The sequence below is a fragment of the Azospira oryzae genome (assembly GCF_004217225.1).
GTDB classification, from domain to species: domain Bacteria; phylum Pseudomonadota; class Gammaproteobacteria; order Burkholderiales; family Rhodocyclaceae; genus Azospira; species Azospira oryzae.
Genome location: NZ_SHKM01000001.1, coordinates 1,488,302 through 1,510,043 on the forward strand (window position 1 = coordinate 1,488,302; position 21,742 = coordinate 1,510,043).

A 21,742-nucleotide genomic window follows, 5' to 3' on the forward strand; every position below is an offset into this window, starting at 1 on the left:
GAGACCGCCCCGTGCAGGACTTCGACACCCTTCCCCTCTTTCGCCAGCTCAGCCCGGACAGCCTGCAACTGCTGCGCCAGGGCGTGGTCACCGCCGAGTGTCAGCCGGGCTCGCCGGTCCTCTACAAGGGCCAGGCCATCTCCGGCGCCTATTTCGTCCTGCGGGGGCGGCTGCGGGTCTATTCCCTGGCCCCCAACGGCAACGAGGCCACCCTCTATTGCATCGACCCGGGAGAGACCTGCGTCTTCGCCCTCAACAGCCTCTTCAACGACCTGCGCTACCCGGCCTGGGTCCAGGCCGAACAGCCCACCACCGTGGCCCTGGTGCCCGGCCCCCTGTACCGCACCCTGTTCGCCCGGGAAGACGCCATCCGGGACCTGACGGTGCACACCCTGGCCACCCTGGTGTTCCGCCTGATGCAGGAACTGGAGCAGGTGCATGCCTACAAGCTCAACCAGCGCCTGGCCAACCTCCTGTTGCTGCAGGCCTCGGCCGCCGGAGAGCTGCGCCAGACCCAGCAGCAGCTGGCCGACCACCTGGGCACCACCCGGGAGGTGGTGGCCCGCCTGCTGGGGGAACTGGCGGCCGACGGCCTGGTGGCCACCGGCCGGGGCCTGATCCGCATCCGCGATGCCCAGCGTCTGGCCGCCCTCATCGCCAGCCCCTGAGCCAAGACGGGGAACGACCATAAAAAAAAGCCCTCCCGCAGGGGAGGGCTTTTTTTCCGAGGGAAAGCGGCAGCTTAGAGCTTGCCTGCCACCCAGGCAGCCACGGAATCCAGGGCTGCCGGCAGGTTTTCCGGCTGGGTGCCGCCGGCCTGGGCCATGTCGGGACGGCCGCCGCCCTTGCCGCCCACCTGCTGGGCCACCTGATTGACCAGTTCGCCGGCCTTGACCTTGGCGGTGAGGTCGGCGGTGACGCCGGCGATCAGGGTGACCTTGCCTTCGGCGCTGGAGGCCAGGACGATGGCGGCGGACTTGAGCTTGTCCTTCAGCTTGTCCATGGTCTCCCGCAGGGCGGTGACGTCGGCCCCTTCCAGGGTGGCGGCGAGGACCTTGGCGCCCTTCACTTCCACGGCCTGGTTCACCAGGTCGTCGCCCTGGCTGGAAGCCAGCTTGGACTTCAGCTTGGCCAGTTCCTTTTCCAGGGCCTTCACGGCCTCCTGGGTCTGGGCGATCTTGGCAGGCAGTTCGGCCACCGGGGCCTTGAAGGCGGCGGCGGCCTGGGCCAGCACGGCCTGCTGCTGCTGCACCAGGGCCAGGGCGTTGTCGCCGGTGACGGCCTCGACGCGGCGCACGCCGGCGGCAACGCCGGATTCGGCGACGATCTTGAAGAGGCCAATGTCGCCGGTGCGGGTGACGTGGGTGCCGCCGCACAGTTCCTTGGAGGAGCCGATGGAAAGCACCCGCACCTCGTCGCCGTACTTCTCGCCGAAGAGCATCATGGCGCCGCTCTTCTGGGCGTCGTCGATGCCCATGATCTGGGCTTCGGTGGCGGCGTTGGCCAGCACTTCCGCATTGACGATGGCTTCCACCTTGCGGATTTCCTCATCGCTCATGGGCGCGTTGTGGGCAAAGTCGAAGCGGGTCTTGTCCGGGTCCACCTGGGAGCCCTTCTGCTGCACGTGGCCGCCCAGCACTTCGCGCAGGGCCTTGTGCATCAGGTGGGTGGCGGAGTGGTTGCGCACGGTGCGGCTACGGGCCTGGATGTCCACCTTGGCGGTGACGTTGTTGCCCACCGTCAGGGTGCCGGTCTTGACCACGCCGTGGTGGCCGAAGACGGTGGCCTGGATCTTCTGGGTGTCTTCCACGGCAAAGATGCCGTGCACGCTCTGCAGCGCGCCCCGGTCGCCCACCTGGCCGCCGGATTCGGCGTAGAAGGGGGTGTTGTCCAGCACCACCACGCCCATGTCGCCTTCGTGCAGTTCATTGACCGCGACGCCGTCCTTGTACAGGGCCAGCACGTTGCCCTTGAACTCCAGGGTGTCGTAGCCGTGGAAGGTGGTGGCGGGGCCGTCGTATTCCAGATTGGCGGCCATCTTGAACTTGCCGGCGGCGCGGGCCTGTTCCTTCTGGCGGGCCATGGCGGCGTCGAAAGCCGGAGCATCCACGGTGAAGTTGCGCTCGCGGCAGATGTCGGCGGTCAAGTCCAGGGGGAAGCCGTAGGTGTCGTGCAGCTTGAAGGCAGTCTCGCCGTTGAAGACGGTGGAGCCGGCTGCAGCCATCTGGGCCAGCTCGTCTTCCAGGATGGCCATGCCGTGTTCGATGGTGGCGAAGAAGCGTTCCTCTTCCTGCTTCAGCACGTCCATGACGCGCTTTTCGCCGGAGGCCAGCTCGGGATAGGCGGCGCCCATCTCGGCCACCAGGTCCGGCACCATCTTGTGGAAGAAGGCGGCGCGGGCGCCCAGCTTGTAGCCGTGGCGGATGGCGCGGCGGATGATGCGGCGCAGGACGTAGCCCCGGCCTTCATTGCCCGGGATGACGCCGTCGGCGATGAGGAAGGAACAGGCGCGGATGTGGTCGGCCAGCACCTTGAGGGAGGGGCTGTCCATGTCGGCGCCGGAGGTTTCCCGGGCGGCGGCGGCGATCAGGCGCTGGAACAGGTCGATCTCGTAGTTGGCGTGCACGCCCTGCAGCACGGCAGCGATGCGCTCCAGGCCCATGCCGGTATCCACGCTGGGCTTGGGCAGCGGGTGCATGACCCCGGCTTCGTCCCGGTTGAACTGCATGAAGACGTTGTTCCAGATTTCGATGAAGCGGTCGCCGTCTTCCTCGGGGGATCCGGGAGGGCCGCCCCAGATGTGCTCGCCGTGGTCGTAGAAAATCTCGGTGCAGGGGCCGCAGGGACCGGTGTCGCCCATCATCCAGAAATTGTCGGAAGCGTAGCGGGAACCCTTGTTGTCGCCGATGCGGATGACCCGCTCCACGGGCACGCCGATTTCCTTGGTCCAGATGTCGTAGGCCTCGTCGTCCTCCGCATAGACGGTGACGGTGAGCTTGTCCTTGGGCAGTCCGAAGACGACGGTGAGCAGCTCCCAGGCGTAGGTGATGGCGTCGCGCTTGAAGTAGTCGCCGAAGCTGAAGTTGCCCAGCATCTCGAAGAAGGTGTGGTGGCGGGCGGTGTAGCCCACGTTCTCCAGGTCGTTGTGCTTGCCGCCGGCGCGCACGCACTTCTGGGATGTGGTGGCCCGGGTGTAGGGACGCTTGTCGAAACCGAGGAAGACGTCCTTGAACTGGTTCATGCCGGCGTTGGTGAACAGCAGGGTGGGGTCTTCGTGGGGCACCAGGGAGCTGGAAGAGACAATCTGGTGGCCCTTGGAGGCGAAGAAGTCGAGGAACTTCTGGCGGATTTCGGCGCTTTTCATCGTCGTTGCATCCTTGGCCCCGGCCAATGGCGGGGGCGGCTGAATTGGAAAAACGCGCATTTTATCATTGAACCGGGCCGGGACCGGCTTGCCGCAGTGCCCGCGATCGGCAGGAGCATGGCGGCCATGGACAAAGCGCCGAGGCCCGCGCCAGGCGGGCCCCGGGCCGGCCAGGATGCCCGCGGGACGGGGCTCCTGGCCGGGTGGTCGCAAATGCCGGCGGCGACGGCGGGGCCGCGGCCGGCGGCGGCTTACTGACGCGCGGCGCGGCGGGCAGCCCGGCGCTCGGCCCGGTCGCTGCGGCCGTCGTGGTTGAAATCGTGCTGGCCGTCCCGCTTTTCCCGGGCGATGCGGCGGCTCTGCACGTCCTGGGCATGGTCCAGGCGGGCCCGCTCCCGGGCCGTCACCTTGCCGTCGGCCTGGGTCCGGGTCTCCACGTTTTCCACGTGGGTCTGGCCCTTCTCCAGCCGGGCCGCTTCCTTGCCGGTGAGGGTGCCGCTCTGGGCGCCCTGGTCGATGCGCTGCTCCTGGTTGGCCTGGCGCTGATCCACCTTGGGCGTGACGGTCTGGGCCAGCAGGGGGCTGGACAGGGCGAGGAGGAAGGCGGCGGCGGCAACGGGCTTGAAGGTCTTCATGGCAGGTCTCCTGATTTGAATGTCATGGGCGATTCCCATGGCCACTTTAACGTCATGGCCCGGCGGCCGACGACAAGCAGGAAGTAAGCGTGTGTAAGCGGATGTATCCGAGATGCCAGGTCAGGCCGGGCCGGCCAGATCCAGGCGATCGGTGAACACCCCGGCGACGCCCCACTGCAGCAGGGCGGAAATACGAGCGGCGTCATTGACCGTGTAGCAGGCCAGGGCCCCGCCCCGGGCGGCCAGCCCGGCAACCAGCTGCCGCACCGTATGCTCATCCAGCCCGGCGGCGGCGCAATGCAGGGCCACCGCCCCCAGGCGCGCCAGACGGGCTTCCCAGTCCGCCGGCACGGCCGTCACCAGGAGGGCCCGGGCCAGGCCGGGGGCCGTCTGCCGCGCGGCAGCCAGGGCCTCTTCGGCAAAGGAGGAGAGCACCAGGGCGGACGCCGGCAGGCCGGCAGCCACCGCCCGGGCCGCCACCTCGGCCACGGCGGCGCCGGTTTCAGCCTCCCAGCCGCGACTCGGCTTGATTTCCAGATTGACCCACAGGCCCAGGCTGCGGCATAGGTCCAGGGCCGCTGCCAGGGTCGGCAGGGGTTCGCCGCGGAAGGCGGGGGAATGCCAGCTGCCCGCATCAAGGCCGGCCAGAAGCGCGTCGCTGCTGGCCGCCACGGCGCCGCGGCCGTTGCTGGTGCGCTCCAGGGTTTCGTCGTGGATGAGGAAAGGGGTGCCGTCGGCACTGAGCATGGCGTCGAATTCCACCCCGGAGAAACCGGCACGATGGCCGGCGCGGATGGCGGCCAGGGTGTTTTCCGGCGCGCTGCTGCCGCCGCCCCGGTGGGCGATGAGCCGGGGATAGGCGGGGGCGGATGCAAAAACGCCGGCCCCAGGGACCGGCGTTTCTTGCGGCGGCACTTGCAGGCCCACGACGCGGATCAGCGCACCTTGGAGGCCGCCGGCGCTTCGGCCAGGCGGGCGGCGGCGCCGGAGCGCAGAACCGCGTTGGCGCGGCTGACGGCGTTGTCCAGGGCCAGCTTGGCCGGCTTCTTGTTGGACCACACCTGCTCCAGCTCCTCGTCGATGATCAGGCGCACCGGGTTAATGGCGGAGACCACCGGGGTCAGGGCGGCGGCCTTGCTCACCGAGGTGCGGGGCAGCACCGGGCCGAGCTGGGCCTGGGCCACGTCGATGTTGCGCATGTCGTCCTTGAGCAGCTTGCCCTTGGCCGCGGCCTGGGCGGCGGCGGTGAGGGGCAGGTAGCCGCCGGAGCGGGCGATTTCCACCTGCATGTCGGGAGCCATGAGGAAGCCGACGAACTTGGCCACGCCCTTGTACTCGGCGGCCTTGTGGCCGGGGCCGACCCACAGGGAGGCGCCGTCGGCCAGGGCCTGGCGGGGAGCGCCGTAGGCGTCGTCGTAATAAGGCAGGGGCGCCACGCCCACGTCCAGGTCCTTGTTCTCGCGGAAGGTGACGAAGCGGTCGGAGGCGGTGGTGATCATGCCGCACTCACCGCTGGCGAAGTGGGCGTCGGCCTCGTTCTGGCCACCGAAGGTATGGAAGTAGCGGGCCTTGTACCAGGAGTTGAGCAGGGCCACGTGCTTCACCTGCATCATGCCGTTGAAGGCCATCTCGCCCCGTTCCCCCACGGTTTCCACGTTGTTGCGGGCGGCCAGGTTGTCGATGTGCACCCAGGCCGGGCGGGAGGTGGTGTAGGGGCACTTGATGCCGGCGTCGAACAGCTTGCCGGCCACGGCCTGCAGTTCCCACCAGGTCTTGGGCGGGGCCTCGGGATCCAGGCCGGCGCGGCGGAAGGCGCTCTTGCTGTAGAACAGCACCGGGGTCGAGTAGGCCATGGGCAGGCCCAGCAGACGGCCTTTGCCGTCGGTGACGCCGCTGCGCAGTTCGGGCGCCAGGCGGGCGGTATCGATCTTTTCCTTGCTCTCGCTGATGACCTGGAACAGGGCCCGGTAGGGCTCCTTGCCGTTGACGAAGTGGCTCAGCTCGTCGCGCAGGGCCAGGTTCATGTGGTAGTTGCCGGCGCCGCCCTGGCGGTGCACCAGCACCACCTTGTAGGCCTTCTGCTGGCCGTTGAAGCGATCCACCACTTCCTGCAGGCGGGAGGTGCGGGATTCTTCCAGCTGGTGGGACAGGGTCAGTTCCACCGGTTCCTGGGGAGCGGCCGTCTTGGCCGGGGCGGCAGAGGCTTTGGCCGGTTTGGCGGCCTGGGCGGGGCCGGCCAGGGCGAAGGCGGCGGCCAGGGAAAGGGCAAGCAAAGAAGTGCGTCGGGCGGAAATCAACATCGCCAATCCTCAAGCAGTGCTAAAACGACAATTATAGCGCCGGAAAGATGACCGCCGGACGACAACCCCCGACCCCGCCCGGGGCGGCCGCCGGCCTGCTTGTCAGCCCCCGGTCCAGCCACCATAATGACTCGTGCATGGGCGCCCATGCCCGGCACCACCGAGAGCGAGAGCCATGAACAAATATCAGAGACTGGTGTGCATCGTCGCCCTGCTGGACCTGCTGCTGATGGTGCTGTTCCCCCCCTTCAACAACATCCCCCTGGCCCGGGGCGCCCTCAATTCCTTCGACGGCTTCTACCCCCTGCTGACCCAGCTGGGGCACAAGCCCATCCACCAGGAGCTGCTGACCCTGCAGCTCATGTTCGTCGCCGCCAACGCCCTCAGCGCCTGGCTGCTGCTGCAACAGCGGGAGGCCCACGAGATTCCCCGCTTCCGCTACAGCCGGGCCATCGGCCTGTTCACCCTGGTGAACCTGGCGCTGATCTGCCTTTTCCCGCCCTTCGAGCCCTATCCCTCCCTGCTGCGCCAGGCGGCGACCTCGGGCTTCGACAGCTTCTACTTCATCCTCGGCGACCGTTCCCAGCGCCCCATCTTCACCCCCCTGCTCTATCTGGAGGTGGTGCTGGTGGTGATCAACGCCCTGGCCCTGTGGCTGCTCTTCAACGTCGTGCAGCGCAACGAGGACGCCACCCGGCGCAAGATCATCGAACTGGCCGAATCCCTGGACGACGAGGCCCTGCAGGCCCTGGGCGAGGAGATGCGGCAGAAGGTGCTGGCCCACAAGGCCCGCCCGACTCTGGGCCGGGGCGACGACCGGCGCCAGGCGGAACAGACCCACGCAGGACCCGAACGCCGCCAGGGCGACCGGCGCCAGGAGACCGAGTGAGCCCGGCGGCCGCCTGCGGCACCGGGGAATGCGGTTAAAATCCCCGCTCCATCAAGGAGGAATAAAGGAAGAGGAGCCCATGAGCCGCTTCAACTGGGAAGACCCCCTGCAGCTGGACGACCAGCTCAGCGCCGAAGAGCGCCAGATTCGGGACACCGCCCGCCACTACAGCCAGGACCGGCTGCTGCCCCGCATCGTCCAGGCCTTCCGCCACGAACAGACCGATCCGGCCATCTTCCGCGAACTGGGGGAACTGGGGCTGCTCGGCGCCACTCTCGACGGCTACGGCTGCGCCGGCGCCAGCTACGTTTCCTACGGCCTGCTGGCCCGGGAGATTGAGCGGGTCGATTCGGGCTACCGCTCCATGGTCTCGGTGCAGTCCTCCCTGGCCATGTACCCCATCCACGCCTTCGGCAGCGAGGCCCTCAAGGAACGTCTGCTGCCCAAAATGGCGACCGGCGAGCTGATCGGCTGCTTCGGCCTCACCGAGCCCAACCACGGCTCCGACCCCGGCTCCATGGAAAGCCGCGCCAAGGCCGTGCCCGGCGGCTGGGAGCTGACGGGGGCCAAGATGTGGATCACCAATTCCCCCATCGCCGACGTCTTCGTGGTCTGGGCCAAGGACGGCCAGGGTGAGGACGGCGGCGAAATCCGCGGCTTCGTGCTGGAGAAGGGCATGAAGGGCCTGTCCGCCCCGGTCATCCAGGGCAAGATGGGCCTGCGCGCCTCGGTTACCGGCGAGATCGTCATGGACAAGGTGTTCGTGCCCGAAGAGAACCTGCTGCCCAAGGTGAAGGGCCTCAAGGGCCCCTTCGCCTGCCTCAACCAGGCCCGCTACGGCATCGCCTGGGGCGCCCTCGGCGCCGCCGAAGCCTGCTGGCACGCGGCCCGCCAATACACCCTGGACCGGCCCCAGTTCGGCCGTCCCCTGGCCGCCAACCAGCTGGTGCAGAAGAAGCTGGCTGACATGCAGACCGAGATCGCCCTGGGCCTGCAGGGCTGCCTGCGCCTGGGCCGCTTGAAGGACGAAGGCAAGGATGCACCGGAGATGACCTCCCTCTTGAAGCGCAACTCCTGCGGCAAGGCCCTGGAGATCGCCCGGACGGCCCGGGACATGCACGGCGGCAACGGTATCAGCGACGAATTCCACGTGGTGCGCCACATGTTGAACCTGGAAGTGGTGAATACCTACGAAGGCACCCACGACATCCACGCCCTCATCCTGGGCCGGGCCCAGACCGGCATCGCCGCCTTCGCCAACTGACAGAAGCGCCAGCTGAGATAGAATCCAGGGACCAAATCAAAGGCCGACCATGAAAAGAAGCGCCATCGCCATCACCATTCTCGCCGCGCCCCTGCTGCTGGGCGGCTGCGACCAGGTCCAGAGCAAGCTGGGCATCGAGGACCAGGCGGCCAAGGCCGCCAAGCTGGAGGCCGAAGGCAAGGCCGTAGGCGGCGCCTGCCGCCAGTCCGGCCGCGCCATCGAGGATTGCTACAGCGTCTATTACTGGCTGCCCAAGGACGCGGTGTACGGCGGCTGGCGCGAGATGGACGTGTACATGCGGGAAAACCAGATCCAGACCATCGCCCCCACCCTGCCCCCGGCACCGCCGCCGGAAGACCCGAAAAAGAAGAAGACCAAGAAGAAGGCCGACGCCGAAGCCGCACCGGCCGAAGGTGGCGCCGAAGCGCCGAAGGAAGAGGCCAAGGACGCCGCCAAGGAAGGCGAAGCAGCCAAGCACTGAGCCTCGCCGCCACCGCCCAGAGAAGCCCGTTCCGGCCCCGTCCGCAACGGGCTTTTTGCTGCCCGTCGGGCCGGTGCCGCAATGCCGATTCCGGGCAGCGCGAGGGCAGCCGCCAGCGCCACCGGGCCTTCCATGGTGACCGCCGCAACGACAAGGGCGCCACCGGGGCGCCCTTGTGCCATGACGGAACAGCCGCTCGCCGTCCTACAGGGCGGGGTTGGGATAGCGCTGGTGCACGGCGTCGATGTCGGTCTGGATGGCGCGCCATTGCTCGGCCCCGGGCCGCCGTTCCCAGGCTTCCAGGTTTTCCTCCAGCTGGGCCAGGGAGGTGGCGCCGATGATGGTGCTGGTGACGCCGGGCCGGTTGTAGCAGAAGGCCAGGGCCAGCCCGGTCATGGAAAGGCCGTGGCGGGCGGCCAGCTCCCGGTAGGCGGCCAGGGCCGGCGGCACATTGACCTTCTCGTAACGCTGGCCGAAACCGGGGAAGGCGGTGATGCGCCCGGCCGCCTTGGCATCGGCCAGGTACTTGCCGGAGAGATGGCCGAAGGCCAGGGGCGAATAGGCCAGCAGGGACACCCGCTCCCGGAAGCAGACTTCGGACAGGCCGCCGGTGTCGTAGAGGCGGTTGATCAGGTTGTAGGCGTTCTGGGTGGAGGCGATGGCCGGCAGGCCGTGCTCCCGGGCCAGGCGCAGGAATTCCATGACGCCCCAGGGGTGCTCGTTGGAGACGCCCACCTGGCGGATCTTGCCCTCCTGCACCAGCACCGCCAGGGCCTCCAGGGTTTCCCGCAGGGGCGTGGACTCCCGCTCCTGTTCGGGCTCGAACTGCCACTGGCCGAACATGGGCTGGTTGCGGGCCGGCCAGTGCAGCTGGTAGAGGTCCACGTAGTCGGTCTGCAGGCGCTGGAGGGAATCCTCCAGGGCGCGGCGCAGATTGGCCAGGTCGAAAGCCAGGGGGCCGCCGCGGATCCACTCCATCCTGCGGGCGGGGCCGGCGGCCTTGGTGGCGATCACCACCTGGTCCCGGGCCTGGCGCTTGAGCCAGGAGCCGACGATGCGCTCCGTGGCGCCGTAGGTCTCGGCCCGGGCGGGCACCGGATACATCTCGGCGGTGTCGATGAAATTGATGCCGGCGGCGACGGCCCGGTCCAGCTGGGCGTGGCCTTCGGCCTCGCTGTTCTGCTGGCCGAAGGTCATGGTGCCGAGGCAGACGGCGGAAACCTTGAGCTCGCTGCGGCCCAATGCGCGATATTCCATGCTGTGCTCCGTAGAGGGGGTACGCCATTCTAGCGGCTCGCCCCCACTATTCAGAGCGGGTCGGGTTTCCTATACTCGGCGCATATCCAGGCACGGCCCCGCCAACGAAGGGCCGGCGCTGCCTTCCCGCCCACCGACCGAGGACCGCCATTCCATGACCACTCCCCAGAACACCCACCGCTGGCGCTTCTTCCGCGCCGGGGGCTTCGACCAGGTGCGCCTGGACCGGGCCGAGGACCTGCTGCACCTGGACCAGCTGGACCAGAAGCTGTGGGTCGCCCTCTCCTGCCCCATCCAGGGCCTGGAGTTCGACCGCCGCACCCTGGAGCTGATCGACACCGACCAGGACGGCCACATCCGCGCCCCGGAACTGATTGCCGCCCTGCACTGGACCGGCGCCCTGCTCAAGGACAAGGCCCTGCTCGGCGCCGGCGCCGCCACCCTGCCCCTGGACGCCATCGACGACAGCAGCGAGGAAGGCCGCCAGGTACTGGCCGCCGCCCGGCGCATCCTGCAGAGCCTGGGCAAGGGTGAGGCCGCCAGCATCACCCCGGCCGACACCTCCGACATCGCCGCCATCTTCGCCGCCGCCCGCTTCAACGGCGACGGCATCGTCACCCCGGCCAACTGCCAGGACGAGGCCCTGGCCGCCCTGGTGCAGGACATCATGGAGCGCATCGGCAGCGACACCGACCGCAGCGGCGAGCCCGGCGTATCCCAGGCCCAGGCCGAGCGCTTCCTGGCCGAGGCCAAGGCCTGGTGCGAATGGCAGGCCGCCGCCCGGCAGGATGGCGCCGTGCTGCCCCTGGGCGAGGCCACCGCCGCCGCCCGGGACGCCGTGGCCGCGGTGCGGGCCAAGGTGGAGGACTATTTCACCCGCTGCCGCCTGGCCGCCTTCGACCCCCGGGCCGGCGGCCTCATGAACGGCGCCGAGGACGACCTCAAGGCCCTGGCGACGCGCAACCTGGAAGCGGGGGATGCGGCCATCGCCGCCCTGCCCCTGGCCCGCATCGAAGCCGGCCGCCCCCTGCCCCTGGAAGGCGGCCTCAACCCGGCCTGGAGCGCCGCCGTGGCCACCCTGGCCTGCGCCGCCGTGACGCCCCTGCTGGGCCAGCGGCAAGCACTGACGGAGGCCGACTGGCAGGCCCTGCTGGCCAGGCTGCAGGCCCATGAGGACTGGCTCGCCGCCCGGGTCGAAACCCCGGTGGCCGAGCTGGGGCTGGAGCGGCTGCAGGCCATCCTCGCCGGCAACCTGCCGGCGCGCCTGCTCGCCCTCATCGCCGAGGACGCCGCCGTGGCCCCCGAATTCGAGGCCATCAGCAGCGCCGACCGGCTGGTGCATTACGTGCGCGACCTGGCCCTGCTGGCCAACAACTTCGTCTCCTTCCGCGACTTCTACACCCGCCGCGGCAAGGCCATGTTCCAGGCCGGCACCCTGTACCTGGACGGCCGCAGCTGCGAACTGGTGATCCCGGTGAACGACGCCGCCAAACACGCCGCCCTGGCCGGCCTCTCCCGCATCTGCCTGGTCTATTGCGACTGCCAGCGCGGCGGCGAAAAGCTCTCCATCGCCGCCGCCTTCACCGCCGGCGATTCGGACCAGCTGCTGGTGGGCCGCAACGGCGTCTTCTACGACCGCCAGGGCCGGGACTGGAACGCCACCATCAGCAAGATCGTGGACCACCCCATCAGCATCCGCCAGGCCTTCTGGTCGCCCTACCGCAAGGTGGCGCGCATGATCGGCGAGCAGTTCCAGAAATTCGCCGCCGCCAAGGCCGCCGCCGTGGAGCAGCAGTCCGCCTCCCTGGTGGCCGACGGCGCCAAGAAGGTGGAAAGCGCACCCGCCGCCCCCGCCGCCCCGGCTGCGGCCAAGCCGGCGCCGACGCCCTTCGACGTGGGCAAGTTCGCCGGCATCTTCGCCGCCCTGGGCCTGGCCGTGGGCGCCATCGGCACCGCCATCGCCTCGGTGGTCACCGGCTTCCTCGGCCTCTCCTGGTGGCAGATGCCCATCGCCGTGGCCGGCCTCATGCTCATGGTCTCCGGCCCCTCCATGCTGCTGGCCTGGTTCAAGCTCAGGAGCCGCACCCTGGGGCCCCTGCTGGACGCCAACGGCTGGGCGGTGAATGCCCGGGCCCGCATCAACATTCCCTTCGGCACCGCCCTGACCCAGCTGGCCAAGCTGCCGGAGGGCGCCGAGCGGGCCCTCACCGACCCCTACGCCGACAAGCGCCGGGTGTGGCCCTGGGCCCTGACCTTCCTGGTGCTGCTGGCCGTCTTCGCCTGGGTGGTGCTGCGGGGCCACGTCTGATGGGCGCGGGCCGCCCGTGACGGCAGGCTCCTCCCTCCTCGGCCTGCTGACCGCCCTGCTGGGCGGCATCGGCCTCTTCCTGCTGGGCATGACCATGCTCACCGACGGCCTCAAGCTGGCCGCCGGGCGGGCCCTGGAGCGCATCCTGGCGGCGTGGACGCGGACCCGCCTGCACGGCCTCATCACCGGCATCTGCGTCACCGCCCTGGTGCAGTCCTCCACCGCCATGACCGTGGCCGCCATCGGCTTCGTCAATGCGGGCCTGCTCAGCTTCGCCGCCGCCCTGTGGGTGGTCTTCGGCTCCAACCTGGGCTCCTCGGTGACCGGCTGGCTGGTGGCCTGGATCGGCTTCAAGATCTCCATCGACGCCTTCGCCCTGCCCTTCATCGGCATCGGCATGGCCCTCAAGCTCACCGGCGAAGGCACCCGGCGCAGCGGCCTGGGCATGAGCCTGGCCGGCTTCGGCCTGCTCTTCCTCGGCATCGAACTGCTCAAGGACGGCTTCGCCGGCCTGGGGCCGGACGCCCTGCCGCGCCTGGGCAGCGACCCGGGCGCCCTGGCCCTGGCCATCCTCATCGGCATCGCCCTCACCGTCATCCTGCAGGCCTCCGCCGCCACCCTGACCCTGGCCCTGACGGCGGTGGCCGGCGGCATGCTGCCCCTCACCGCCGCCGCCGCCCTGGTCATCGGCGCCAACGTGGGCACCACCCTCACCGGCATCGTCGCCGCCATCGGCGCCACCGCCAACGCCAAACGCCTGGCCGCCGCCCACGTCTTCTTCAACGTCGCCACCGCGGTGGTGGCCGCCGCCCTGCTGGTGCCCCTGCTGTGGCTGTCAAAGGCCATCGACCTGGGGCTGGGCGACGGCGACGACCCGGTGACCCAGCTGGTGATTTTCCACACCCTCTTCAACGCCCTCGGCGTGGTGCTGATGGGCCTGCTCTCCCGCTGGCTGGTGCCCTTCCTGCTGTCCCGCTTCGCCTCCACCGAAGACAACGCCGCCCATCCCCGCTACCTGGACCGCAACGTCGCCACCGTGCCCCAGCTGGCGCTGCAGGCCCTGCGCCGGGAACTGGCCCGGGTCGCCCACCTGGCCCTGGAACTGGGGGACCTGGCCTGCCGCCACCTGCAACAGCAGGCGCCGGCCGACGCGGTGCAATTCACCCGCCGCCTGGAGGTGATCGAAAAGCTCCAGGCCGAGATCGGCCGCTTCGTCGGCGAAGTCAGCCGCCGCCAGGTGCACCGGGACCAGGCCGAACAGCTGCCCGAGCTGCTGCGCATCGCCAACTACTACGACACCCTGGCCCGGGTCATGTACCACGTGGCCCTCAGCGGCCAGGCCGCCCCCCGGGTCGTCACCAGCCCCCACCGGGACGAACAGACCGACCTGCTGGCCGCCGTCGCCCCCGTGCTGGTCTCGGCCCAGGCCTTCTTCGGTGCCGCCGACCCGGACTGCGGCGAAGCCCCGGAGAACATCGCCCTGCGCGCCGAAGAGGCCCGGGACAGCTTCGAGGACACCTACCAGCGCAGCAAGGCCGCCCTGCTCCAGGCCGGGGCCGGCGGCACCGACGTCAATGCCATGTACGACTGGCTGGCCTGCCTCAGCGACCTGCGCCGCGCCGTGGCCCAGGGCTTCAAGGCCAGCCAGCGCTTCGCCTCCCTGCCCGAGCTGAAGGAACCGGCTCTGGACAGCGAGTCGGAAGACTGAACAATCCAAGGAGAAACCCCATGCTGTTCCACGACCTGTTCCGCCACGAACCCAACCAGCGCCGCATCGCCGCCGGCGACTTCCTCTTCCGCGCCGGCGACCCGGGCGACGCCCTCTACGTCCTCCTCGAAGGCCACGCCCGGGTGCTGGTGGGCGAGCGGGCGGTGGACGAAGTGGAAGCCGGCGCCATCCTCGGCGAAATGTCCCTGGTGGAACGGCTGCCTCACTCCGCCAGCGTCCTCGCCGTCAGCGACTGCACCTTCGCCGCCATCGACGAAAAGCGCTTCCACATCCTCATCGCCCAGACCCCCCACTTCGCCACCGAAGTCATGCGCATCATGGCCCACCGGCTGCGGGCCACCAATCAGTTGCTGCAGCAGGAATAGAAGTAGGGACAGGCCGCCTCAGTCGTCGCCCAGGGTCTTGCCCAGCCACACGCCCAGCAGCAGGGGCAGCAGCCAGCCGCGCCGCGGCGGTGGCGCCGGGACGCCCCGCCGGCGGGCCGGGCGCTTCAGGGCTGGGGCGGGCCGGCTGGAGGCCGGAGCCGCCACAGCAGCAAGGGAAGGATCGGGCGCCTCGCTGGCCCGGGCCCATTCGGCAAAGCTCTTTTTGCCCACCACCATGATGCCGCCCTCCTGCTCACAAGGCGCTGCCGATTGGGGCGGCGGCCACAGTCTTATGCCGCAGCCGCGGCCCGCTCCAGATTGAGGGCCAGCAGGCGGCGCAGGATTTCCTCTTCCGCCATTTCCGGCGTGTAGTCGGTCCAGCCGTAGGCCGCGGCCACGGCCGCGTCCAGCTCCCGGTGGGCCAGATCCAGCCAGGCCGGGCGGGCGTTGTAGAGATTGGTCAGGGTGCGCTTCTTGAGGTCCGCCTCATGGCCCGGCTTGGCCACCGGCCGCTTGGGAAAGCCGGCCTTTTCTTCCTCCGGCGTGATGACCCAATCCACCCACTCCGGCGGATTGAGCCAGGCCTCCCGCCGCTCGTTGAGGCACCGGGCGGCGGCGGCAATGCGCTCCGCCGCCACCTCCCCCGCCAGACAGGGCGGCGTGCCCTGCCCCGTCCGGGGCGCCGTGTCCCGTGGCGTCATGCCGGCCGGGAAGGGGAAGGTCTCGAAGGTGGTGGTGGGGGTGTAGCGGGGATCGTTGCCCACCCCCAGCCAAGTGCACAGGCGCAGGGACCATAGTTCGTGGAAACGGGAGTGGAGAATGCCGAAGGTAAGGTCGTCGGAGCGGGCTATTGCAATTAGCTGATGGTCAGCCAGGACACGCGAGTCCATCCAGACAAACAAGCGATGCTTCGCTACAACCGGAGTGGCAATAAAGCGGTTCAGGCCAATAAGCGCAGTTCGCATTTTGGGAATGGGCTCGGCCAAACGCCACCATCGAGTCTTATAAGCGGCTCGATTACTTTTCTCTCGCATTGGTCTGACCTGTTCGAGCACATGCGCGAATGGAACTTCATAGAGCATTGCGTCGGCCTCGGACATATCCACGCCGAAGTCGATGATCCATTTATCAGAGGAACGGCGCGTCACGTCCATGCCGTTTGACCAGGGACGGACCGCATCGCTATTCGGCCGTCCATTGGGATTGGGTATCTTGAGCCAGTCGCGTGCGACGTCCCCGGGAATATCGAAAGGCCCGGCCTTTACGGTGGCAACAAAAGCGCAGTTGGTGTTTTCTGCCAGTTTGGTTGCCTTGGACAAAGCACTACCGGAGGTGAGGTCGGCATTGATCTTTGCCACCGCCACCCCATCCAGTTGTGCCGGCTGGTCGCTATTACCGAAGCAGACCAGAGATACCCGTACAGCGGCACCTTCGTTGACCCACTCTTCATCACCCCAGGCTTCAAAAATTCGAGTACTCGCCACGATCCGATCCAGCACCTTGCGATTGGCACCGCCGCGGATGGAGTTGGTGGCCACCAGCCCCGCAACAGTCAGCCTTCCTGCCTCAATCTGGGCCCGGGCCTTCTCGAACCAGTAAAGCACCAGATCGGCAAAACCTGGAACACGGCCATCATAGAGTTGCCGCAAGCGATCCGTGTAGTCACGCCCGAGTTCGCTCCACTGCTTCTTGGTGCCGAGGAAAGGAGGATTGCCGACGATAACATCGCACTGGGGCCATTCCGCTTCGCTACCGTCTGCATTCATCAGGGCATCCTGGTGCACGATGCCGTCCAGGGGCTTGAGGATGGGGTTGGTGGCGTGGGCGTAGCCGTTGCGGCGGCACCACTGGATGTCGCCGATCCATACCGTGACCCGGGCCAGTTCGGCGGCGAATTCGTTGATCTCCAGCCCCAGGATGTTGTGGGGGCCGGTCTGCATGGAGAGTTCGGCGGGCAGGCCCAGTTCCTGGGCTTCCACATGGGCGCGCTTTTCCACGTCGCGCAGGGCTTTTAAGGCCAGGTAGAGGAAGTTGCCGGAGCCGCAGGCCGGGTCCAGCACGCGGAAGTGGTTGAGGCGCAGGAGAAAGGTCTGGTAGGCGGCCTTGGCCTTTTTCGGCTTGGCGGCAATCTCGGCTTTGACCGCCGCCCATTCGGCCAGCAGGGGCTCGCTGATGAGGGGGCGGATGAGTTTTTCGATGGTGCCGGTGTCGGTGTAGTGGGCGCCCAGGGGAGCCCGGGCGGCCGGGTCCAGGCCCCGCTCGAAGAGGGTGCCGAAAATGGTGGGGTCGATGGCGCGCCAGTCCATGTCGGCGGCGGCGGCATGGAGCCCGGCCAGATCGGACGGCTCCAGGGGCGGGATGTCGATACTCTTGAAGAGGCCGCCGTTGAACCAGGGAATGTCGGCGTCGCCGTATTCGCCATTTTTCTGCTGCATGGCCTGGAACAGCTTGGCAATGCGGCGGCGGGCCTTTTCCGCATCCTGGCCGGCGTTTTTCAGCAGGTCGGTGAAGATGCCGGCGGGCAGCAGGCTTTCGTCTTCGGCGAACATGCAGAACAGGCACTGCACCAGGAAGTGGGCCACCCGCTGGCCGTCTTCGCCCCGCTGGCGCATGGCCTTGGCCAGGCCGGCGAACTGGCCGGCAGCGGCGGCGGTGATGGCGGCAGTGGATTTTTCGGGGCGCAGCTTCTCCGGCTCGGTGAACACCCAGCGCAGCAGTTGCCGGGCTTCGGGCGTGACCAGCTGCTCGATGCGGATTTCCCTGGGTTCGTCCGGGTAGCCGGTGAAGGCGGTGTGGATGACGATGCGCTCCCGGTCGCAGACCACCAGCAGGGGCGGGTTCTCCAGTTGGAGGGCGTAGTCGGTGAGCTGCTTGAGGGCCTTCTCCAGGTCCCGCCCGGGCTTCTTGTTTTCCCAGCCGAAGTGCCCCCGTTTCCATACGTCGGCCCAGCCGTCGCCGCCGCCGGCCTTTTTGGCGCCGCGCTCGAAGCAGTAGTTGTCCGGGTCCCGGGGCTTGTCCACCTCCAGCAGTTCGCACAGGTCGTCGAAATGGGCCTGGGCGCCGGCCCGCTCCGAGAGTTTGTTGTCTTTCCAGCGGGCGATGAACTGTTCGGGCGTCATGGGGGCGGGGGAAGGTCGGTCGTAAAGATGCCATTGTGGCATCGGCACGATGCGATTGGAATCAAGCCGGCGCGCCGAACTCGATTACCGCTGCCTCAAAGCGCAAGGCGCAGCCTTGACTGCGCCTTGTCGATGCCGTGAAGGCCAGCATCCACGCCACTCTCCAGACACACAAGCCGAAGAATGGCGTCCCGCCTGGCCCCCAGACCAGGCGGATTACGGAATCACTTGCCGGCGTCTTCCGTCTTGCCGGCGGCCCGCTTCCATGCGGCTTCTTCGGCCAGTTCCTTGGCCCGCAGTTCCTGCCATTGGGCTTCGCTCAGCCCGTGGCTGCCGTCGCAGTATTCGCGGCGGCCGCAGCCGCAGCGGCCGATGTCGGCCGGATTTTCCTGTACCCGCATGGGGATGCTCCTGATGTTGCGGTTGATCGAGACGCCGGCTGTGGCGCCGGCCCGCTGCAAAGACCGCCGGGGCGGCGGAAAATTCCCCGGCCATGAAAAAAGCGCGGCGATTGCCGCGCTTTTTCTTTGGGACCGGGAGCTGCCGCCGGCCCGCCGATGGCGCTCCGGGCCGTGCCCGGCTCAGATGCCGCGCAGCTTTTCGCCGGCGGCGGCCAGGGTGGATTCCTGCTTGGCGAAGCAGAAGCGCACCACCTTGTCGTCCCGGCCGTCCGGGTAGAAGACGGAGACGGGGATCACCGCCACCCCCACTTCCCGGGTCAGCCACTGGGCGAACTCGGTATCGGGCAGATCGGAGATGGCGTCATAGCGGGCCAGCTGGAAGTAGGTGCCGCGGCTGGGCAGCAGTTCGAACTTGGTGCCGGCCAGCTGCTGGCGGAAGAAGTCCCGCTTCTGCCGGTAGAACTCGGCCAGCTGCAGGTGCCGGGAGTGGTCGGCCATGAAGGCGGCCAGGCCCACCTGGGAGGGGGCGTGCACGGTGAATACGTTGAACTGGTGCACCTTGCGGAACTCGGCCATGAGGGCGGCGGCGCCGTAGCAGTAGCCGATCTTCCAGCCGGTGATGTGGTAGGTCTTGCCGAAGCTGGAGACGATCAGGCTGCGGGCGGCCAGCTCCGGGTGGCGGGCCAGGGACTGGTGCTCGCCTTCGAAGCAGATGTGTTCGTACACCTCGTCCCCCAGCACCACGATATTGGTGTCGCGGGTCAGTTCCGCCAGGGCCTCCAGGTCGGCGGCGTCGAGCAGGCTACCGGTGGGGTTGTGGGGGGTGTTGACGATGATCATGCGGGTGCGGGGCGTGATCAGGGCGCGCACCTCGTTCCAGTCGGGCTTGTAGTCCGGGTAGCGGAGGTTGGCGTAGATGGCCTTGGCGCCCACGGTCTCGATGGCGGGCACGTAGGAGTCGTACACCGGGGCGAAGACGATGACCTCGTCCCCCGGGCCGGCGAAGGCGGCGATGGCGGTGAACAGAGCCTGGGTGGCGCCGGCGGTAACGGTGATCTCGCTCTCGGCATCGTAGGCGGTGCCGTAGAGGGCCTGGACCTTGGCGGCGATGGCCTGGCGCAGTTCCGGCAGGCCGGTCATGGGGGCGTACTGGTTGCGCCCGTCGAGCATGGCCTGATGCACGGCGTCGAACAGGCTGCGGTCGGCCTGGAAGTCGGGGAAGCCCTGGGACAGGTTGATGGCGCCGCATTCGGCGGCCAGCTTGCTCATTACGGTGAAAATGGTGGTGCCGACCCAAGGCAGCTTGGAGTCGATGGCGACGGGAGATTGGGGCATGGAAATCGGGACTTGAGGCTTGGGGAAGCGGAAGTTTAGGCCCTTTCGCCGGAATAGGCACCTGGGACCATCGCCTGCTGCAGTGGGAAGGCGACGGCGGGCCTGCCGGAGGTTTGGGCGGCGCCCGGCCCGCCTTCCCGGTTCGCGGCGGGTTGCCTTGATGGGGCCGGGCTGCCCCGGAACGCCTCAGTCCGCCGCGGCCCGGGCCGGCGCGGGAGCCGGAGCATCCTCCTTGGCCAGCAGCAGGCAGCGCTTGCCGCTGCGGGCGCAGTAGTCCTGCACCCGCCAGTAGTCGTCGTGGCTGAGGCAGCCGGTCTGGCACAGCACCAGGTCGGCCGCCGCCAGGGCCTCGGTCAGTTGGGCCTCGCCGGGCAGGGCCGCCACCAGGTCGGCGGAGAGGATGGCCACGGTGCCCGGCCCGGCGGCCGCTTCCCTGGCCCGCAGGCTTTCCCGCTCGGCCCGCCACAGGGCGGCGTTGCGCTCCCGCTCCAGGGCGACGATGCGCTCGGCCTGGATGTCCAGCAGGCGCACCAGCTCCTGCCGCCCGGCCAGACCCGGCACCTGGCGGCGCAGTTCCGCCAGTTCCTCCCGCAGCAGTTCCAGGGCCGTGTCCCGCACCATGAGCTGGCCGTGCAGGGCCAGCAGCTGGTCGTCCCGCGCTGCCAGCAGGGCCGCCAGGGCCCGGCGCTCGGCGTCGTGCTCGGCCTGCAGTTCCGCCTGGAGTTCGCTGTGCACTTCGGCACGCAGCTCCTCGAACTGCCGCCCCACCCGCTGCTGCACCTGGCCCAGGTAGCGCAGCAGGACGCTGCGCTCGCAGGGCGGGGCAGAACGGCCGGGGCCGGCCGGAAAAATGGCGGCGTCGGCAGTAGCGCCGGGCAGGGGCGGAAGATCGGCAGGCAGATGGGCCATGGTCGGCTCCCAGGAGAGGTGGATGGAGGGTGGCGCGGGGCGGCGTCCGCCGGCCCGTTTTGCGGCCCAGCCGGCCGCCCCGGGCTGCCCGCCAGACGGCGGCGGCAGGGGCGCCCGGCGAGGCGCCATGGCGTCATCCTAGTACAGTCTCCACCCCATGTAAACGCGAACGACTCGCAACAACTGACTTTTACAGGACATAAAAAAGGGCGCCCCTGGGGACGCCCGTATTGCCGCATCGCCGCGGCCAGGGCTCAGCGGTCGCCGTCGCCGCCCGGCCGATCGTTGCGCCGGCCGCCGCCCCAGGAGTTGCCTTGGCGCTGCTCGCCGCCATCGCCACCCCGGGGCGGGGTCGCCCGGCTCTCGCCGGAGCTGCCGCCGTCGGCGCTGCGGCCGCCGCCGTCCCGGCCCATGCTGCGCTCCCCGCCCGGCTGGCCGGACTGGCCCCGGGGCTGGAGCGGAGCGCTGCGGATCTCTTCGCGACGGTAGCCGCTGTCCCGGTCCAGGGGCGTCAGGCGGCGCTGCTCGACACTGCTGTCGGTAGCGGGCCGGTTGCGCTCCTGGGGGGCGACGCCGTTGCCCGGGGTGCCGCGGCGGCTGTCGTCACCCCGGTCATTGCGGTCGCCCCAGCCGCCATCCTGGTTGCCGCGGCGCCCATCGCGGTCGCGACCCGGGACGCCGTCGGGGATGCCGTCCCGGTCCCGGTCCTGCCGGCCGTCCCAGCCGCCGGCGCCGTCCCGGTCGCGCCGGGGCGAGACGTCGTTGCCGCCGTAGCCGTAACCGGGGCGGCCCTGGCCGTCGGCACCGGGGCGGGCAGGCTGGGGCACGGCCTGGGGCCGGGGCGGGGCCGGGGATTCCCAGCGATGCTCCCGGGGGGAATCGCGCATGGGTTCATCATGCCGTTCCCACTGGCCGCCCCGGGGCTGCCAGCGGTCGCCGTCCCGCTCCCACTGGCGCGGCACCCAGCGATAGCCGGGGCGGGGCGCCTCCCAGCGGCCCGGAACCCAGACGTAGCGCACGCCGATCCAGTTCCAGTAGCCGCCGATCCAGACATAGCCCACCACCGGCGGCGCCCCCATCACTTCCACCCGCAGCGGCGGCGGCGCCATGCGCACCGGTTCGCCGTAGTAGGGACGGCTGACGGGCTCGACGGCACAGGCGGCCAGGCCGGCCACGGCGGCGAAGAGAAGGGAAAGCCAGAGTTTGCGTTTCATGGTGCCTGCCTCATGGGGCGTTGGAAAAAAGCGCTGTTGCCGGCTTTAACGCGGCAGCGGCAGGCACCGCCGACCCGTTGCCCCGGGCCTTACGAATTGTTGCAACTGCCTTTACCCAATCTTGCCGCGGGCCCCTGGACCGGGCCGTGGCGTCGCCGTGCTTGGGCCGCCC

Annotated in this window: 18 protein-coding genes; 7 read left to right on the top strand and 11 right to left on the bottom strand. The window is 69.1% G+C overall.

Annotated features, from left to right (window positions below):
* Positions 1-11: 11 nt before the first annotated feature.
* On the top strand, positions 12-668 hold the full coding sequence (locus tag EV678_RS06805) for a Crp/Fnr family transcriptional regulator (protein ID WP_014238362.1): 657 nt from the start codon (positions 12-14) through the stop codon (positions 666-668).
* A gap of 74 nt (positions 669-742) precedes the next feature.
* Here EV678_RS06805 and alaS read toward each other — a convergent pair whose 3' ends face one another.
* The 4 genes from alaS to EV678_RS06825 form a co-directional block, all read right to left on the bottom strand.
* On the bottom strand, positions 743-3,364 hold the full coding sequence (gene alaS, locus EV678_RS06810) for an alanine--tRNA ligase (protein WP_130458950.1): 2,622 nt from the start codon (positions 3,362-3,364) through the stop codon (positions 743-745).
* A 251-nt stretch (positions 3,365-3,615) separates the two neighbouring features.
* Positions 3,616-3,999 carry a hypothetical protein gene (locus EV678_RS06815; protein ID WP_130458951.1) on the bottom strand — a complete coding sequence of 128 codons (384 nt, stop codon included), beginning with the start codon at positions 3,997-3,999 and terminating at the stop codon, positions 3,616-3,618.
* Positions 4,000-4,119: 120 nt separating this feature from the next.
* Positions 4,120-4,914 (bottom strand): glycerophosphodiester phosphodiesterase, encoded by a 795-nt coding sequence (gene ugpQ / locus EV678_RS06820; protein WP_130458952.1) that lies wholly within the window; start codon positions 4,912-4,914, stop codon positions 4,120-4,122.
* Between the two features lie 20 nt (positions 4,915-4,934).
* Positions 4,935-6,299, bottom strand: coding sequence for an extracellular solute-binding protein (locus EV678_RS06825; RefSeq protein ID WP_130458953.1), 1,365 nt, complete (start codon positions 6,297-6,299; stop codon positions 4,935-4,937).
* A gap of 175 nt (positions 6,300-6,474) precedes the next feature.
* Between EV678_RS06825 and EV678_RS06830 the strand changes: the two genes are divergently transcribed.
* From EV678_RS06830 to EV678_RS06840, 3 genes are all read left to right on the top strand, one after another.
* Positions 6,475-7,188, top strand: coding sequence for a hypothetical protein (locus EV678_RS06830; protein ID WP_130458954.1), 714 nt, complete (start codon positions 6,475-6,477; stop codon positions 7,186-7,188).
* A 79-nt stretch (positions 7,189-7,267) separates the two neighbouring features.
* Entirely contained in the window at positions 7,268-8,452 is a 1,185-nt protein-coding gene (locus EV678_RS06835) for an acyl-CoA dehydrogenase (RefSeq protein WP_130458955.1), read from the top strand.
* 49 nt (positions 8,453-8,501) lie between these two features.
* A complete protein-coding gene (locus EV678_RS06840) occupies positions 8,502-8,933 on the top strand; it encodes a hypothetical protein (RefSeq protein ID WP_130458956.1) in 432 nt (143 codons plus the stop codon).
* A 204-nt stretch (positions 8,934-9,137) separates the two neighbouring features.
* Here EV678_RS06840 and EV678_RS06845 read toward each other — a convergent pair whose 3' ends face one another.
* On the bottom strand, positions 9,138-10,190 hold the full coding sequence (locus EV678_RS06845; RefSeq protein ID WP_130458957.1) for an aldo/keto reductase: 1,053 nt from the start codon (positions 10,188-10,190) through the stop codon (positions 9,138-9,140).
* A gap of 154 nt (positions 10,191-10,344) precedes the next feature.
* Between EV678_RS06845 and EV678_RS06850 the strand changes: the two genes are divergently transcribed.
* From EV678_RS06850 to EV678_RS06860, 3 genes are read left to right on the top strand one after another with little or no spacing between them, the layout of a single operon-like run.
* On the top strand, positions 10,345-12,498 hold the full coding sequence (locus EV678_RS06850) for a hypothetical protein (RefSeq protein WP_130458958.1): 2,154 nt from the start codon (positions 10,345-10,347) through the stop codon (positions 12,496-12,498).
* Positions 12,499-12,514: 16 nt separating this feature from the next.
* Positions 12,515-14,206: a Na/Pi cotransporter family protein gene (locus tag EV678_RS06855; RefSeq protein ID WP_130458959.1), complete on the top strand. Its 1,692-nt coding sequence runs from the start codon at positions 12,515-12,517 to the stop codon at positions 14,204-14,206.
* Positions 14,207-14,226: 20 nt separating this feature from the next.
* Positions 14,227-14,592 (top strand): Crp/Fnr family transcriptional regulator, encoded by a 366-nt coding sequence (locus tag EV678_RS06860; protein WP_130458960.1) that lies wholly within the window; start codon positions 14,227-14,229, stop codon positions 14,590-14,592.
* A gap of 18 nt (positions 14,593-14,610) precedes the next feature.
* Here EV678_RS06860 and EV678_RS06865 read toward each other — a convergent pair whose 3' ends face one another.
* The 6 genes from EV678_RS06865 to EV678_RS16150 form a co-directional block, all read right to left on the bottom strand.
* The gene (locus EV678_RS06865) at positions 14,611-14,829 is read right to left on the bottom strand and encodes a hypothetical protein (RefSeq protein WP_130458961.1); all 219 of its coding nucleotides are present in this window, start codon (positions 14,827-14,829) and stop codon (positions 14,611-14,613) included.
* Positions 14,830-14,882: 53 nt separating this feature from the next.
* Complete coding sequence (locus EV678_RS06870) at positions 14,883-17,711, bottom strand: class I SAM-dependent DNA methyltransferase (RefSeq protein WP_130458962.1); 2,829 nt, start codon at positions 17,709-17,711, stop codon at positions 14,883-14,885.
* Between the two features lie 224 nt (positions 17,712-17,935).
* Positions 17,936-18,112, bottom strand: coding sequence for a hypothetical protein (locus EV678_RS16050; RefSeq protein WP_014238385.1), 177 nt, complete (start codon positions 18,110-18,112; stop codon positions 17,936-17,938).
* Between the two features lie 180 nt (positions 18,113-18,292).
* On the bottom strand, positions 18,293-19,447 hold the full coding sequence (locus EV678_RS06875) for a pyridoxal phosphate-dependent aminotransferase (RefSeq protein ID WP_130458963.1): 1,155 nt from the start codon (positions 19,445-19,447) through the stop codon (positions 18,293-18,295).
* Between the two features lie 186 nt (positions 19,448-19,633).
* Positions 19,634-20,356, bottom strand: coding sequence for a DUF2325 domain-containing protein (locus EV678_RS06880; protein ID WP_130458964.1), 723 nt, complete (start codon positions 20,354-20,356; stop codon positions 19,634-19,636).
* Between the two features lie 254 nt (positions 20,357-20,610).
* On the bottom strand, positions 20,611-21,570 hold the full coding sequence (locus EV678_RS16150; protein WP_207222200.1) for a YXWGXW repeat-containing protein: 960 nt from the start codon (positions 21,568-21,570) through the stop codon (positions 20,611-20,613).
* Between the last annotated feature and the right edge of the window lie 172 nt (positions 21,571-21,742).